Source organism: Acinetobacter sp. SK-43 (assembly GCF_015351505.1).
GTDB lineage: Bacteria > Pseudomonadota > Gammaproteobacteria > Pseudomonadales > Moraxellaceae > Acinetobacter > Acinetobacter junii.
On sequence record NZ_JADKPY010000032.1, the window covers coordinates 33,877 to 49,732 of the forward strand.

The 15,856-nt window shown below is 39.2% G+C and carries 12 protein-coding genes and 2 pseudogenes; 8 read left to right on the forward strand and 6 right to left on the reverse strand.

The genetic code is table 11. The annotated features are described in order from the left end of the window. Positions 1–9: 9 nt before the first annotated feature. On the reverse strand, positions 10–1,260 hold the full coding sequence (locus tag IRT38_RS07755) for an exonuclease SbcCD subunit D (RefSeq protein ID WP_004960013.1): 1,251 nt from the start codon (positions 1,258–1,260) through the stop codon (positions 10–12). Between the two features lie 144 nt (positions 1,261–1,404). On the opposite strand from IRT38_RS07755, the pseudogene IRT38_RS07760 reads away from it, so the two are divergent. The 6 genes and pseudogenes from IRT38_RS07760 (at position 1,405) to IRT38_RS07785 (ending at position 10,226) form a co-directional block, all read left to right on the forward strand. After that, positions 1,405–2,433: pseudogene (locus IRT38_RS07760) on the forward strand (transposase). A gap of 144 nt (positions 2,434–2,577) precedes the next feature. Beyond that, on the forward strand, positions 2,578–4,044 hold the full coding sequence (locus IRT38_RS07765) for a DUF3375 domain-containing protein (protein WP_151814641.1): 1,467 nt from the start codon (positions 2,578–2,580) through the stop codon (positions 4,042–4,044). 12 nt (positions 4,045–4,056) lie between these two features. Further along, complete coding sequence (locus tag IRT38_RS07770) at positions 4,057–4,848, forward strand: DUF4194 domain-containing protein (protein WP_004960007.1); 792 nt, start codon at positions 4,057–4,059, stop codon at positions 4,846–4,848. Further along, entirely contained in the window at positions 4,848–8,225 is a 3,378-nt protein-coding gene (locus IRT38_RS07775) for an ATP-binding protein (RefSeq protein WP_004960005.1), read from the forward strand. Before IRT38_RS07770 ends, IRT38_RS07775 begins: the two co-directional genes overlap by 1 nt. After that, positions 8,218–9,432, forward strand: coding sequence for a Wadjet anti-phage system protein JetD domain-containing protein (locus IRT38_RS07780; protein ID WP_004799659.1), 1,215 nt, complete (start codon positions 8,218–8,220; stop codon positions 9,430–9,432). The genes IRT38_RS07775 and IRT38_RS07780 overlap by 8 nt, the downstream gene beginning before the upstream one ends. Before the next feature lie 11 nt (positions 9,433–9,443). Next, positions 9,444–10,226 (forward strand): crotonase/enoyl-CoA hydratase family protein, encoded by a 783-nt coding sequence (locus IRT38_RS07785; RefSeq protein WP_194597369.1) that lies wholly within the window; start codon positions 9,444–9,446, stop codon positions 10,224–10,226. 67 nt (positions 10,227–10,293) lie between these two features. Here IRT38_RS07785 and IRT38_RS07790 read toward each other — a convergent pair whose 3' ends face one another. The 3 genes from IRT38_RS07790 to IRT38_RS07800 are packed head-to-tail and all read right to left on the reverse strand — an operon-like array spanning position 10,294 to position 11,776. Continuing rightward, positions 10,294–10,689: an SMI1/KNR4 family protein gene (locus IRT38_RS07790; RefSeq protein ID WP_194597370.1), complete on the reverse strand. Its 396-nt coding sequence runs from the start codon at positions 10,687–10,689 to the stop codon at positions 10,294–10,296. A gap of 3 nt (positions 10,690–10,692) precedes the next feature. Then, positions 10,693–11,349: a hypothetical protein gene (locus IRT38_RS07795; RefSeq protein ID WP_004913876.1), complete on the reverse strand. Its 657-nt coding sequence runs from the start codon at positions 11,347–11,349 to the stop codon at positions 10,693–10,695. Between the two features lie 49 nt (positions 11,350–11,398). Next, positions 11,399–11,776, reverse strand: coding sequence for a VOC family protein (locus tag IRT38_RS07800; RefSeq protein WP_042891303.1), 378 nt, complete (start codon positions 11,774–11,776; stop codon positions 11,399–11,401). A 307-nt stretch (positions 11,777–12,083) separates the two neighbouring features. Here IRT38_RS07800 and IRT38_RS07805 point away from each other — a divergent pair, with 307 nt between their 5' ends. Beyond that, the gene (locus IRT38_RS07805; RefSeq protein ID WP_004913870.1) at positions 12,084–12,530 is read left to right on the forward strand and encodes an ABZJ_00895 family protein; all 447 of its coding nucleotides are present in this window, start codon (positions 12,084–12,086) and stop codon (positions 12,528–12,530) included. Between the two features lie 76 nt (positions 12,531–12,606). After that, positions 12,607–13,515 (forward strand): annotated as a pseudogene (locus tag IRT38_RS07810) (TIGR01777 family oxidoreductase). Here the strand turns inward: IRT38_RS07810 and IRT38_RS07815 are convergent. Beyond that, positions 13,501–14,622 (reverse strand): NAD(P)/FAD-dependent oxidoreductase, encoded by a 1,122-nt coding sequence (locus IRT38_RS07815; protein WP_194597371.1) that lies wholly within the window; start codon positions 14,620–14,622, stop codon positions 13,501–13,503. The pseudogene IRT38_RS07810 and the gene IRT38_RS07815 overlap by 15 nt on opposite strands. Positions 14,623–14,694: 72 nt before the next feature. Next, positions 14,695–15,708, reverse strand: coding sequence for a porphobilinogen synthase (hemB, locus tag IRT38_RS07820; RefSeq protein WP_004913864.1), 1,014 nt, complete (start codon positions 15,706–15,708; stop codon positions 14,695–14,697). Positions 15,709–15,856 lie beyond the last annotated feature (148 nt).

Here is a 15,856-nt window from a genome sequence, read left to right on the forward strand (position 1 = left end):
GGCAAATCCTTAAACTGTTTGATCATCTTCAAGTTTTTTCTGTGCTTCAGCAACTAAGCTTAAAAAGTCTTTGGTGACTTCATCATCAGCGCTATAGCCTTTTTTCTCCCAAATTTGTTGAAACAGTTTTTCGGGTGTTGGTGGCTCTAAATTAATTTTTGATTCAATTTCTGCATTGGTTTGATTGGATAAATATTGTCGTGAAATCCGCACTAAACGGTAACGATCTTTAGGCAGGGCATCTTCAAATTGTTGTCTGAGATTCGGTTGAGGAGGCGTGGCTGTGTGATATTCAATATCAACATATTCACGATGATCTATACATTCAATGACACCCTGTGGCAGATTTTTGAGTCGCTGTATGACGTCATTGAGTTCACCTTTAATTTTGTGTAATTGAATCGCTCGTGGAATGGCAATTGCTTCAAACTCAACTTGATTTCCAGTTTCAATAGGATCGATCGTGACTTCAAGCACTTGGTGTTTATAGTTAATTTCACTAAATGACAAAGGAATTGGAGAGCCACTATAACGGATGTGATCTTGCCCAACTTTCTGTGGCTTATGCAGATGACCTAAAGCCACATAGTCAATCTCATCGTCAAACAGCGTGGTTGAAAGTGCTTCTTCATTACCAATAATAATTGGTCGTTCAGAATCTGAAGTTTCACCACCTTGCATATGTGCATGTGACATCAGAATTAAAGCTTGATCATCGGTTTTACGGCGTTTTGCTTCTGCGATTAAATGTTGATGTAAATAAGCAATCGCATTTTGACTGTTTGTGGTGTTTTCATTGAAACCTGTGATTTCGGCTGAACGTAAGAAAGGCAGGGCAATGCACCATGCGACAATCTGTTTTTGTTCATCATAAATCGGCAAAATTAAACGATCTAAATCTAAGCTTTTATCTTCATTCCAGCGAATTACTCCGACTGTTTTGGCATTATATTTTTCAAGTAAGGGTTCAACTTGTTCAATCCGATAGCCTGAATCATGATTTCCCGCAATCATCAATGTTTGCATCTGTGGTGCAAGATCATGGGCATCGGCAAGGAATTGATAAAGCTGTTTTTGTGCCTGTGAACTTGGATTGATCACATCAAAAATATCGCCTGCAATCAGCAAGGCATGCGGTTGTTTCTGTTTGATTTGTTCAAGTAACCATGTCAGAAATTGTTCATGTTCATAATGGCGGGAATGATTATAAAAGAATTGCCCCAAATGCCAGTCAGACGTATGAAAAAAACGCACGGTCATGAAATAGAAAATCCCTATTTTTGTATGGGAATAAGGTAGCATAAATTTGTACATGACAATTTGCAAAAGAATGGTTAAAGATAAAAGTTAGGACTTACGCATTGACGAATTCAAAAAAATACTAAAATAGTTTATAAAGTATCTGTGATCAGACGAACTAAACATGCTTCTACAGCAACATGTACATTACCCATTTATATGGGCTTTCTCATGACAGAACCGAACTCTATTAGCTGCGCACAACTTGCCGAGACTTATAATATCTCGCATGATAGTGTAAATCGCTTTCTAGAGCGTGAAGACTACACACCTCACGACCTATATTAAGAAGCAATTCAACATATTGATAATAATAAACTTATAGTCAGTATTGATGATACTGTTTTAGATAAACCATATAGTCAGCATATGGACTTAGTTAGCTATTTTTGGTCAGGCAAACACCACCGATCCGTCAAGGGGATTAATCTCATTACCCTGTATGCGACAGATCAGAATGGTCAAAATATTCCAATTAATTTCCGAATTTATGACAAATCTGAGGGTAAAACCAAGAATGATTACTTTATGGATATGTTAAGTGAAGTACTCAGTTGGGGTGCAAAGATTCAATTTATTACAGGTGATAGTTGGTATTCATCGACTGGAAATCTAAAAACCATAAGAAAACATGGTATTCGATTTATGTTTGGTATCGACTGTAACCGTAAGGTTTCCCCAGAAAAAGGACAATGGTTTCAACTGCGTTTATTGCCGAATTTCCATCAGGGTCAAGTGGTCTGGCTCAAAGATTTTGGCTTTGTACAATTATTTAAGACTCAGTTAAAAGAACAGCAGAGGTTTTATATTGTGTATCAAGATGAAGATGATTTATTGTCCTTTGAGGGTTTTCATGAATTACATTCAAGTCATTGGAAAATAGAACAATATCACCGAGTGATTAAACAGGTTTGTCATATTGAAAAGTTTCAAGTAAGACGGTCTAAACTGATTTTGAATCATATTTTTTCAGCCTTGATGGCCTACGTGGAGATACAAAAGAACCAGTTTGAGCGGATCTTTGAAAATATATATCGTTGGCAGAAGAAATTATTTAGACCAATGATCAAAAACTTCATTGATGACTTTATTCTCGATAAAAATCATCTGCTACCACAGAGAATCTATAAATAATAGTGCGTAAGTCCTAAAAGTGATGCTTAAAAATGTATTTTTTATAACTACGACATCTTGAGTCGTTGAGTTTATTCAGTCAACTATAGAGTTGACTGAATTATTGATATGATAAGTTTTTATATTCATGATGTATGAGAAAATATGAATATTCAGGGGATACAGGCAACTTACCGCCGTTTATATCATGAAAGTCCAGTCTGGAAATTATTAAGAGCAGAAAATGCACCACACATTTTAGCATTTATTGCCGATTTATTTGTCGAAGAAACCGAAGTTCCCTATGGTCGTGCCCGAAGCTTACTGGATGAATTTATTAAATATAGTCGCGAACAGGGATTGTGGCAAACCGAAAATAATGCAGCCTATTATTTAAATAGCTGGATTAAGGCAGGCTGGTTGCGTGAAATGGACGACATGCTCAGCAAGACTGATGCCAGTGAAACAGTATTGCGTTTTTGTCGCAATCTGGACGAGCGTCATAGCAGTACTACTGCATCACATTTGAGAATTGTACAGGATGCAGTACGGGATTTCGTGGTTGCCATTAGCGACAGTATTGATGATCGTGTCAACTTATTAGAACAAAAGAAAGCCCAGATTCAACAAGAAATTGATGACTTGCATGCAGGGGTGGTTACGCAGCTCAATGAAACGGAGCAACGAGAACGGATTCGGGAAATTTATCAACTGGCTTCTATTTTAACAGGTGATTTTAGGCGAGTCGAAGATGAAATTCGTCAGTTAGATAAAGAGTTAAGAATTGATATGATTGAGGGCAACGCTTCACGAGGTGAAGTGTTACTGGCATTGATGCAAAAAGAGCAATTACTTGCCAAGAGCGATGCTGGCAGTGCTTTTGATGGTTTCTGTCAATTATTACAGGATCAGGATCGTTCCACTGAGTTTCGGGAACAACTACGCAGTATTCTCAATCACCCTGTAGCACAGCAACTTAGTGAAGCACAAAAGAAATATCTAGGACAGCTCATGCGTGAACTGGCGCGGGAAAGTGGTCGGGTATTTCAGGTGCGTCGCCGTACTGAAGAGGGATTGCGGGCATATATTGAAAGTGGAGCTGCACTGGAAAATCGTATGATCGAGCGTTTGCTATCGCAACTGGAAAAACAGGCAGTGAATTTAACACTGGAACAGCAGTGTGATTTAAAAACCGAAATGCAGGTGGATTTGGCAGTCGGTTCGGTTCAGATCAGCTCACCTGAAAATTTTGCTTTGAAAAGTCCGAATGAACACATGGATACACGTGGCGTACAGCAACAACAAAATCGTAAAGAACCGAGTAATCAAATGCTGCACTATCTGGACAGTGTGCAGGTACGAGAGGTTGCTGAGAAAGCACGCCATACATTGCTGAAAAAAGGGATTATGAGTATTGCACATTTAACCCAAGAACATCCATTACAGGCAGGTCTGGAGGAATTGGTGGCATACTTACGAATTGCCAAAGCCATTAAAGCGCCGCAATTAACAGAACAAAATGAGCAGATTCAATTTCAGGATCAACATGGCGTGAATCTACAAGCCCGTATCCCGACCTATTATTTAAGTGCAGAATTATTCCCTGAAAATTTAGATGAATTGGCATTATAAGAGTGTAGAGACATGCAACCACAAGAGAGCAGTTTTTTTGATAGGGTGCGTCGCCCAACATCAGACGAAAATCATGATATTCAACCGCAGCGCATCGTCGAAGTCGAAGTCGAAGAAGAACTGATAGAAGTTGAAGCAGATCAAGAGGTGGAGAGCGATTTACAGTTAAGTGATGAACTATCTAGTATGCCGCATGAAGCCAGACGGGTTTTGGTCTATTTGATGCGACAGGGAACGATTCTGGCAGCTGAAAATCTAAAACTGTTTGATGTGTTATGTCGTTATGAAACAGTGATTCGCCAGCATCTTGCCGAAGTATATATTCAACTGGTTTTAGATGCCAAACAGGGCGTGGCGTATATTATTAATACTGAAAACATCAATGATGAAAATGACGATACAGCATTATCAGATGATTTCCCTACGCTGATTCGAAAGCGTACCTTAACCTTATATGACACTTTGGTATTACTCATTTTACGGAAATATTATCAGGAGCGGGAAACCGCAGGTGAGCAAAAAATTATTATTGATCTGGAACGAATTCAGGCAAGTTTGATTCCTTTTATTCCGATTACCAATCATGACAGTAAAGACCGTAAAAAACTAAGTGGCACACTAGATAAATTCAGTGAAAAGAAAATTCTCAGTGTAATACGAGGTGAGGATGGACGTTATGAAATTACACCGATTATCCGTTATGTGGTCAATGCTGAATTTCTACAAAGTTTATTGACCGAATATGAGCAACTGGCAGATAAAGCAGCTATGCATCAATGCGAGCAGAATAAAGGAAAGGTATAATGCAAGAAATGACTTTGGATACTTTATTTGCTCAGGGACAAATTCGTCTGGCTGAGATTTCCGTGTTTAACTGGGGCTCATTCCATAATTTACATACAGCCCGAATTGATCCTGAAGGGACGTTGATTACAGGTGACAATGGTGCTGGTAAATCTACCTTTATTGATGGACTGATGGCATTGTTACAACCTGCCAGCAAAGCCAGTTTTAACGTAGCAGCCGCACAGGGTGACCGTTCAGATCGTTCTTTAGTGACCTATATGCGCGGCAGTTACGGCTCTGAACATGATGGTTCCAGTACCAAAGTCAAAAGTAAACGAGAAAAAGCTGTAACCACGGCACTACGAGCCTTGTATATTGCAGAGGATGGTTCTCAGATTACACTGATTGGCTTGTTTTGGCTTGGACAAGGCAAAAATTCACTCAGTGATGTCAATCGTTTATATATGATAGCCAGTCGCAATGTCTTACTGACTGAAGTATTAGAGATTTTTGCCGATGGTAATACACGCCAACTGAAACAGCATTTTAATCCCAAGACAGATCAGCGTATTCATTATTTTGAAAGTGATTTTAAAAGCTATCAGGATATGTACCGTAAATATTTATTTATGGACAATCAGAATGCACCTGCATTACTTTCCCGAGCATTGGGTTTAAAGAAAATTGATGATTTAACCAAGCTGATTCGGGAATTGGTATTAGAGCCGAGTAATTTACGAGAAACTGCACAAACGGCGGTGAATGAATTTGCTGATTTAGAAGCCAATTATAAGCATCTGGTGGATACGCGTGAACAGGTGGAGCATTTAGAGCGTTTGCCACAATGTGCTGAACAAATTGCCGAATTGACGCAGCGTTTAGCGCAGCTTCATTTGGAAAAACAATCGATTGCTGCTTATTTTGGTGAATTATTTGCCGCATTATGGACTGAAAAGTTACAGCAGCTTGAACAGGAATTGCTACAACTCAAACAACAATTTCAGCAGATTGAACAACTGGAACAGGATGCAGAGACACGGCAGGAACGTCGTCATGAGGAATATTTACAGTTGGGTGGTCATCAGATTGAAAATCTGCACAAAGAACTGGGTTTTATTACAGATAAACTCAAAAGTCTGGTTATAGAAGCATCTCGTTATCAGGACGATGCCCGACAGTTACAACTTGCGGATGATTTAACCGAGCATGCTTTGCTGGAAAATCAGGGCATTGCGACTGAAAAATTGGTCAATACTGAACAGGATACCAAGCAACGTCAGGATGAATTTGCTGAAATCAGTGGAAAATACGCACAAACCCAACAACAGCTCAAAGATATTCAGGAAGATATTCAGGAAATTGAAGCCAGACCCGATAGTAATATTCATGATGTGCATTTATTGCGTTTACGTGATGAATTAAAACAGCATTTATCTTTTGATGAACATGAACTGATGTTTATTGGGGAATTGATTGATGTTAAAGAGCACGAAAAAGCATGGCAAGGCGCGATTGAGCGAGCATTAGGTGGACTCAAAACTGCATTACTTGTGCCACAGGATCGTTATTCGATGGTGACCAAATGGGTCAATGCGCGTAATAATAAAACCCATGTGCGTTTACAGGTGGTTAATCTAGAACAAGTGGAGCATGTCCATTTTAAGGACAATGGTTTTCTTGGGAAGTTGCTTTGGCGAGAACACGCCTATCGTGACTGGTTAAAACAGCATTTACAGCGTTTTGATTTAAATTGCGTGAGTGATACCCAAATACTGGATCATATGCCATTTTCCATGACTCAACAGGGCTTAATTCATTTAGAACGAGGACGCTTTGAGAAAAAAGACCAACAACGTGTTGATGATCGTAAAGCATGGTGTCTGGGCTTTTCCAATACCTCTCGTCTGAGCTTGCTTAAGCATGAATATAGTCAGTTAGAACAACAGCTTAAACAGCTATACCAACAGATTGAACAGGCTCGGCAGTTACTTAATAATGTGAATCAGCAAAAAGGCTTGTGGGAAAGATTGCAGCGTTATCAATGGGATACTATTAATTTACCGTATTGGCAACAACGTCAGCAACAAACCCAACAGGACTTGCAGCGTTTACAGCAGGCAGATTCTGATGCTGAACAGGCTCGCCAGCGTTGGGAAGATGCAAAAAATGAGCTCAAACAGATTCGCTTACAAAAAGGTGAGTCACAAAAAATCCGAGGTCAGTTAGAACAGCAACATCGTGATACCCAGTTAAAACAGCAAAAAGCACAACAAGCAGCCGAGCACGGAATCAGTGATGATGCTCGACAGTTATTGAAACAACGGATAGGCGAAGTCAAACAACTAGATGATGCGTTGCAGGCAGAAGCCGAACGAAAACTTGAGCGTTTAATTGAGCAGGCAAATGACCAAAAAACGACGCTTAGCAATACAGCCAATGGCATTATGGTGTCATTCCGCAGTAAAGATAAATGGGCACATATTCCTTTACAAAGAGAATGGGCGACAGGGCTGGCTGCTTTAGAAGATTATGTTGCCTATTTGCAGGAATTACAGCAGGAGGGTTTGCCGAATCTGGTTGAGCAATTCCAGCAACGTTTGCATAAACACACCGCTCAGTCTTTAAGTGTGATTCAGGATAAATTGAATGCAAATCGGGAAGAAATCATTGACCGAATTGACATGATTAATCAGGTATTACAACGCACGGAATTTAAGCTCGGCAGCTATTTAAGACTGGGCTATAAGAAAGAAAAATATCCACATGTACACGATTTCGAACAACGTTTAAAACAGGTTTTATCTGGCGTGAATAGTGAAGAATATGAACGTCGTTTTAAACACTTGGCGGAGTTAATGGCGATTTTGGACAGAGCCAGTAGCTCGGCAACTGCCAATAATCAGGAAAGTTTACGTTTGCTTGATCCTCGTTATCAAATGTCATTCCATGCCGAAGAAGTGGATGCGCAAACAAGTGAAATAAGGGATGTGTTGGAATCCTCTAGTGGAAAATCAGGCGGTGAAAAAGAATCCTTTGCAGGTACCATTGTCGCAGCAAGTTTAGCTTATGTATTGACACCTGATGGTTATGATTACCCGATTTATAGCACTGTATTTTTAGATGAAGCTTTTTCCAATACCGCTGAAGCAGTTAGTCGTCGTGTGCTAAAAGTATTTAAGGCACTGAAAATACATGTCAATCTGATTACACCCTATAAAAACCTGAATCTGGCACGTGAATCTGCCCGATCATTACTGATTGCTGAACGTGATATTGACCAACATGAAAGTCATTTATGTGAAGTCACATGGCAAGAGATTGATGAACGGATGCAGCAACGCAAACAGACCATAGCCACCGAGGCGCAGCAACTTGGAATTGAGCTTCATGGCTAAAACAGTAGCATGGGGAATTTTGCCTGATGATGCCATCGCTCAGTTACGCAAGAAAGAATGGGATCATCCACGGCATTTAAAACAACGTTTGCGCCATCAACGTCCATTCCCGATTGTACTTTCACTCAAAGCCCCGACAGGTCAGCAGGCATTTGCAGATATAGATCATTTCCATACATTTTTTAAGACATGGAAAAATTTTGCCTATCCTGATCTGGTGGAATGGCAACAACGTCAATTTAAACAGTTGGCAACACAGCATGTCCCTGTCAAACTGGTCATTCCTACATTAGATGTCATGGTGGAGTTGTTAGGACAGCAACAGAGACTTAAAAAAATTTCAGACAAAATTTCCTTTCTGTTGCAACAGCTATTTGTAGAGCCACATATAGAATATGCACTATTTTCTACATTAATTGAATATTTAGAACAGATTGAACAATACCCTGAACATGATTGGCAATTACTGATCCACTTGATTGCCCAGCTTAAAGCAAATATGGGCGCAGGGCATTATTTAAGAGCATTGCCTTTACAGCATGTCGATACCAAATTTTTAGAAAAAAATCTGATTTTTGTGGAAGCTATTTGTGATGTCTTGCATCAAGGCGAAATACAAGCAACAGGTGGATTACTCAGTTGGCTTAATTGTCTGGATCATCCTAAAGGCTGGCTAATGATCAAACCCTTATGTGCCAAAGTGCAACAATCATTGGGTGGATTTCCAGTCTTTCAGCTTTCGACTGATGTATTGACAGAATTTGAATTGCCTGCCCAACATATTATTGTGGTTGAAAATATTCAGTCAGGTTTAGCCTTACCTATGTTGGAAAACAGTATCGTGGTCTGTGGCGGCGGTAAAAATATCAAATGGCTCAATGCGGCTTGGCTACAACATAAAAAAGTTTATTACTGGGGTGATCTGGATTCAGAGGGTTTAAATATCCTGAGCATGGTACGCCAAAAAATTCCGGATGTTATTCCTTTAATGATGGATGAAGCCACAGTACTGCAATTTCAGGATAAAATGGTCGATGAACCTGATTCTGTCTTTAGCGAACCGCAATATTTAACAGCAGAAGAGTTGAGTTTGTTTCATGCTTTAAGAAAGAATTGCTATAAAAATAAGCGACTGGAACAGGAACGAATCAGCAATGACTGGATAAATTTATATTTGACAGTAGAGTCGAAGTTATTAAAAAAATGAGGAAATAGAAAATGAGCTTAGGAAAAGTAAGCCGTGAAATGATTGATCATATTATGTTGATCGGTTTAGATCGTGTGGCAAAACGCAATGCCTTTGATAGCCATATGATTGATGATTTATCTTTAGCATTAACAGAATATGAAAATAATCCTGAATTACGTTGTGCTGTCATTTTTGCGCATGGTGATCATTTTACCGCTGGTCTAGACCTAGTGGAATTACAAGCGAAAATTCCGCATGGGATTTTTAATTTTGCCGATGCTCAAATTAATCCTTGGGGCGTTGGAGGAAGACATAGAACTAAACCTGTTGTGGTTGCAGTGCAGGGTATTTGTTATACCGCTGGAGTGGAACTCATGCTCAATGCAGATGTGGTAATAGCTAGTGAAGATACTGTGTTTGGGCAACTCGAAGTACTACGAGGGATTATGCCTTTTGGCGGTGCAACGGTTCGTTTTGTACAGGCAGCAGGTTGGCAAAAAGCGATGCCTTATTTGCTTACAGGTAAAACCTTTGATACTCAAAAAGCCAATGAGTTGAATCTTGTTTCTGAGGTTATAGAAAAAGGTAAGCAACTTGAGCGTGCGATCGAAGTTGCTAAAGAGATTTGTATTGCTGCGCCACTTGCTGTGCAGGCTCTATTAGCTTCTGCAACCGATGGAGTGACTTTAGGGCATACAGTTGCCTTTGATAAAATGGATAACTACCTTAAACCACTATTTGAATCTGAGGATGCTCAAGAGGGTGTTCGAGCCATGCTGGAAAGACGTTTGCCACAGTTTCAGGGTAAATAATTCCAAATTTTTATTTTAATCATCAAATACCGATGCGATAAGTTGATTTAGCATTTTAACATAGGCTCTATATCAACGTTTTAAAATCTAAATCAACTGCTTGAATTTCATTGGTGCCGTGAAACCAAATATGGACTAGATCTGAAAGCGTATGTGGGGCGTGTTTCTGCGGAAGAAAAATTAAATAATCTCCGCATCCATTACGGGCGATCGCAATGGCATGTAATGGAAAGCCAGTCCATTGTTTCGCAATTTTTGTTTCATGCAAGATATGGTTGCATGTACGTATTTTTCTTTTTTGATTGGATTGATCGAAAAATGGGAAAATTTGCCAATTATCATTTTCAACAAAAACATCGCCACCATTTTCGATCATCATTTTATTTTTAAAAGATGATGGAAATACAAGGTTGAGTTCTTTTTCAGCGTCTAAAATATATTGTTCCTCAATTGGAAAAGCCATGAATTATCTTCTTTCAGGTTTATACTGCATTTGTATTCGTTTTAATGCATGAAATATATAATGTTGACGTTCTGGAGATAAGCCCAAACCAAAGCGAATGGGTTGCGCGGCATCTATAAAAATTTGTCCTTGTTGTTTGTTGGAAGCATTTTGAATATGATTTTCTCTGATTCGACTCACTTCATTCCACATAAAAGATTTGGATTTACCTAATTTCCCAATGCCTGTAAAAACCTTTCCACCTTGACGATCTATGGTGAGTTCAACTTTTCCAAACAGGACGAGTAAAGTAAAAAAACCAAAGATTAATGTGCCGATGATAAATGGGATACCAAATAAACTTTGTAAAAGACTAAATTCTTGGTTTGCTATTTGGGTACCATAAATCCCACCCAATGAACCGCCTGACCATATCAGCATAAATGGAACCAAGAAAAAGGCGATTGGACTTCTTAAGGTTGCACCAAGTTTAATTTCTTGCATGTCATTTTTATACCAAGCACCTTTGGGTGGTTGATTAATATCAAAAGCGAATTGGGGTGATGAATCAAAATTTTCAGATACTCTGAATAGATGATTGCAGTTTTGACATTTCCCCATATCCGTTTGGATATTGATATTCTCATTCACAACTTCGTTTTGACAGTTTGGACATTTCATTTTTATTTGAATTAACTATCTTAATTTTATGAAATTTAGTATAACACTGTCATTTTGCATTCTCATCTATTTCGCATATACCAAAGACATTATTGTCTAGGTCGAGAAAATAGCCTTGCCAACAACGATGAGGAATCGCAAATTTATCCATCGCTATAAGACCGCCCAAGCTTAAAATTTTGGCTGCGGTTTCATCAAAATTGTCTACTTCAATCGTACAGGTAAAAGCATTGGTACCACATTCAGTTGAGGGGATTGCGACTGGACGTTGAAGTAATCCACCATGAATCCCTTCCGTTTCGATACGATAATATTCGATGGGTAAGCCATCAACATGCTTGAAATGCCAACCAAAGACACCTTGATAAAATTGAGTATCGCGTTTGGGATTGGAGGATTGAATTTCAAAATAGATAATCGAGTTCATGGCTAATCCTATATTTTTATTTTTGTATCATTAGAAAAATAAAAACCGACGATTCGAGTGATGATAAATCGTCGGTCAAAATCTTTATCAAAAGTTTTGGCTGCTAACAAAACAAATGCTAAAGATGGAGAGTCATAATGAAAGGTCACCGAAAATCGTTGCGGATGCCGTGCAATTTAGATTCGGTTGCTGCGACCTTGTACCCTATATAACGCTATAGAATGTTGATCGGTTGACATAAAAATGAAAAAAAAGTGAAAAAAATTTATAATTAATTAATGAAACCACTCAAATTGGGTTTAACTACATGATTTCACTTCGTTTATATTATTTATGGTTTTTTATTATTTGTTTGGTTTCAACTTTGGTAGCAGGCGTGCTGGCTGCTATTTTACCAAATAATATTGCAGGTGTACTCACAGCAATTCCGTATTTGATTGCTATTATTTTTGTTTTATTCAAATTTTTAAAACAGCAACGCCGTGCCCCAACTGCAACTGAAAAAAAGAAACTCACTTTGATGTTTAGTTTAATTTTTTGGGGGTACAACTTATTTGGATTATTACTCGGGTTATTCATTTTTAGTCGCAATGATCCTGAAGTTTGGCAGAACTTTATTGCGTATTTACAGCAGCCAAATTTTCTTGTGATCGTTGTAGTAATGTGGTTGATGCTTGCAATACCTCTATATTTGATCACATTGTGGTTCTATGGCGCACAAGCACAACGAATGGCGAACAAGATGTTTAACTAGGTTAATAAAGTTCACTTGTAATTCACCCTTGTTCTGTTAAGACTATCTATACACATGATTTTTGATAGGTAGTGCGATGCAAAAATTGACTGTATTGGTAACAGGGGCGAGTGGATTTATTGGTTCTCATCTTTTACCTTTTTTGTTGAAAAGACAGTACAAGGTCATTGCGCTAACACGATAAACGAATAAATCTTCACAACACCCTGATCTGCAATGGGTGACTTCATTTGAGCAGATTCAAACCCAACAAATTGATTATGTCATCAATCTTGCGGGCGAAAATATTGGTCAGAAACGCTGGAGTAGTGAGCGTAAACAGCAATTAATTAATAGTCGTGTCAATACCACCCAACGACTTTATGAGTGGTTGCAACAGCAACATATTTTTCCTAAATGCATTATTTCTGGCTCAGCGATTGGCTACTATGGTATTGATCCACAAGAGCAGTGGAATACCAGTTGTGATGAAAACACCCCAGCACAGGCAATTTTTATGTCTGAGCTTTGCCAAGCTTGGGAACAAACGGCTTTAAAGTTTTCCCAACAGAATACGAAAATTATTCGTTTAGGGGTTGTATTTGGTCAAGGTGGTGGAATTTTGCCGCAAATGTTGTTGCCGATTCGATTAAATGCCGCGGGTAAGATTGGTTCAGGGCAACAGCCAGTAGTGTGGATTCATATCCAAGATGTGTTAAGTGCAATAGTGTTTTTACTTGACTCCAATAGTGCGCAGAAGGTTTACAATCTCGTTGCACCTGAGCAAACAAATCAACAGCAATTCGTTAAGATTGCTAGCAAAATCTTAAAGCGGAAACCCTTTATCTCATTGCCAAAGTTCGTATTTGAGCTTGCTCTAGGCGAACAATCACAATTGATTTTAAATGGTCAATATGTACAGCCTAAAGCCTTACAAGCTCTTGGTTTTGAGTTTCAATATCCAACTTTAGATATGGCATTAGGTGAAATTTTACTCGACGACTAAGAGTTTCTTTCGTAGTTGGGTTGGAGAGTACGCGTTTGGTTCAACACATGTCGGTTGCTCTAGAATGAGCTGACGCAGCAGTTGTGCTGAACCTGCTCCCATACATAATCCATTGCGGAAATGTCCAAAGTTTGCCCACAAATTTTCAACCTCTGGAATGGCCCCTATGTATGGGATGCCATGTGGTGAGCTAGGGCGCAAGCCTGCCCAACGTTTTACGATTGGAAATTGAGCTAGCTCAGGAACCATTTCTAGGCACGCTGTCAAAATGTCTTGCTGAGTTTGATCATCTACAGTGGTATTAAAACCGCAGTCCGCCATACTTGAACCACAGACGATATGACCATCCTGACGTGGAATCAGATACATCACTTGATTCATGCACATCGTTGGAAGCCAATTTTCAGGTGTTTTGAATAACAACATTTGACCTTGGATAGGACGAACAGGAATATTCAGTTGTAACTGTTCTTCCCAATGCTTTGTCCACGCACCTGAAGTTAAAACTACATGATCAGCAAAGTGTTGGTGACCATCTTCGCTCTGCAAGCCCTTAATTTTATGTTTTTGAATGATTAATTTTTCGATTGGACTATGTTCAAAAAAACGAACCAAAGGATGTTGTTTCAAATAACTAATCAGCGATTGAAGTAGGCGAGGATTCCGCACATTGGATAGATGAGGAAAATAAATGGCTTCTTCGAATTTTGCTGAAACACGAGGATTAATCTGATTGAGCTGATTCTGACTTAAATATTCTGATTGTTGCATCGGTTCATTGAACTTAGCTGCATAGCTCAACCCAATATCAAAATCGTCCTGATCGAAAATTAGCATTCCTGTATCGTGAATCTGAAAATCAATCCCAGTGATTGGGTAGAGTTTTTCATTCCACATTTGATAGAGCGGTTTTCCAAACTGAGCTAATTGGTTAACTTCGGGTGCATATCGCCACGGATACATAGGCGATAAAATACCACCACCAGCCCAAGATGCAGCTTGACCTGCTTGCTGTTGATCAAAAATATCAACAAAACAGCCTTGTTCAGCAAGTTCCAGAGCTGTCATTAAGCCGCTGATCCCTGCACCAATGATGGCAATATGCATATTAACGTCAAACCAATTTAAAGATTCCTCCCTCCTTGTTAAAGAGGTGAGGAGTGTTGTAGCTTCGGAGAGTTATTTCATCTCTTTGAGTTTACGTGCGGCTTCTTCAGCAAAATAAGTCCAGATACCGTCTGCACCTGCACGACGACAGCACATTAATGATTCTAAGATAACGCTGTCCGATAACCAGCCATTTTGGATAGCTCCTGCAAGCATCGCGTATTCACCGCTAACTTGATAGACAAAGGTTGGTACGCCAAAAGTATCTTTTACTTCGCGAACAACGTCTAGATATGGCATTCCTGGTTTAACGATGACCATATCCGCACCTTCTTGGATGTCTAAAGCAATCTCATGTAATGCTTCTGCACGGTTGCCGATATCCATTTGATAATTATATTTATTGCCACCTTTTAGATTGCTAGCAGAGCCAACTGCATCACGGAATGGACCATAGAAACTTGATGCATATTTAGCAGAGTACGCCATGATATTGGTATAAATAAAACCGTTTTGTTCAAGTGCTTGACGGATTGCTCCGATACGACCATCCATCATGTCACTTGGAGCAACAACATCTGCACCTGCCGCAGCATGACTCAATGCTTGTTTAATTAAGCATTCAACAGTTTCATCGTTCAACACATAGCCTGTTTCATCGATAATGCCATCTTGACCATGAGTGGTATAAGGATCAAGTGCACCATCAGTGATGAGTACCATTTCAGGTAATTCTTTTTTTAGTAATTGGCAAGTGGTTTGTACTAATCCATCTTCATGCCATGCTGCTTCAGCAGTTAAACTTTTGTCTTCTTGTGGGGTAACGGGAAATAATGCAAGCTTTGAAACACCTAACTCAAGAAGTTGTTCTGCTTTTTTGAGCAATAAATCAGCAGATAAACGCTGTATATTTGGCATGCTCGGAATGTCTTGAACTTGCTGTTGTCCTGGTAGTACAAAAACTGGATAAATCAAGTGATTAGCTGTCAATTGTGTTTCGCTTACCATCGCTCGTAATTGGTCATTTTTACGGATACGGCGCATGCGAGTCGCAGGGAAAGCAGGACGATTGAACGTATAAGTCATAACAATCTCGATGTTCAGTATTACACTATAGGAATAATTGAATCATTTAAGTCATGCTAGGGGAGAACTTAGCGGCTTAGGTCAATTCGATGTCCTCACTATTGTAGCCCTATAATTTTGGTTTTGTAAAAATTATGGGATGTTTCAA

Coding starts and splice junctions, on each gene's coding strand:
- IRT38_RS07755 (WP_004960013.1), bottom strand. CDS start 1,260: ATGACCGTGCGTTTTTTTCATACGTCTGACTGGCATTTGGGGCAATTC.
- IRT38_RS07765 (WP_151814641.1), top strand. CDS start 2,578: ATGAATATTCAGGGGATACAGGCAACTTACCGCCGTTTATATCATGAA.
- IRT38_RS07770 (WP_004960007.1), top strand. CDS start 4,057: ATGCAACCACAAGAGAGCAGTTTTTTTGATAGGGTGCGTCGCCCAACA.
- IRT38_RS07775 (WP_004960005.1), top strand. CDS start 4,848: ATGCAAGAAATGACTTTGGATACTTTATTTGCTCAGGGACAAATTCGT.
- IRT38_RS07780 (WP_004799659.1), top strand. CDS start 8,218: ATGGCTAAAACAGTAGCATGGGGAATTTTGCCTGATGATGCCATCGCT.
- IRT38_RS07785 (WP_194597369.1), top strand. CDS start 9,444: ATGAGCTTAGGAAAAGTAAGCCGTGAAATGATTGATCATATTATGTTG.
- IRT38_RS07790 (WP_194597370.1), bottom strand. CDS start 10,689: ATGGCTTTTCCAATTGAGGAACAATATATTTTAGACGCTGAAAAAGAA.
- IRT38_RS07795 (WP_004913876.1), bottom strand. CDS start 11,349: ATGAAATGTCCAAACTGTCAAAACGAAGTTGTGAATGAGAATATCAAT.
- IRT38_RS07800 (WP_042891303.1), bottom strand. CDS start 11,776: ATGAACTCGATTATCTATTTTGAAATTCAATCCTCCAATCCCAAACGC.
- IRT38_RS07805 (WP_004913870.1), top strand. CDS start 12,084: ATGATTTCACTTCGTTTATATTATTTATGGTTTTTTATTATTTGTTTG.
- IRT38_RS07815 (WP_194597371.1), bottom strand. CDS start 14,622: ATGCATATTGCCATCATTGGTGCAGGGATCAGCGGCTTAATGACAGCT.
- hemB (WP_004913864.1), bottom strand. CDS start 15,708: ATGACTTATACGTTCAATCGTCCTGCTTTCCCTGCGACTCGCATGCGC.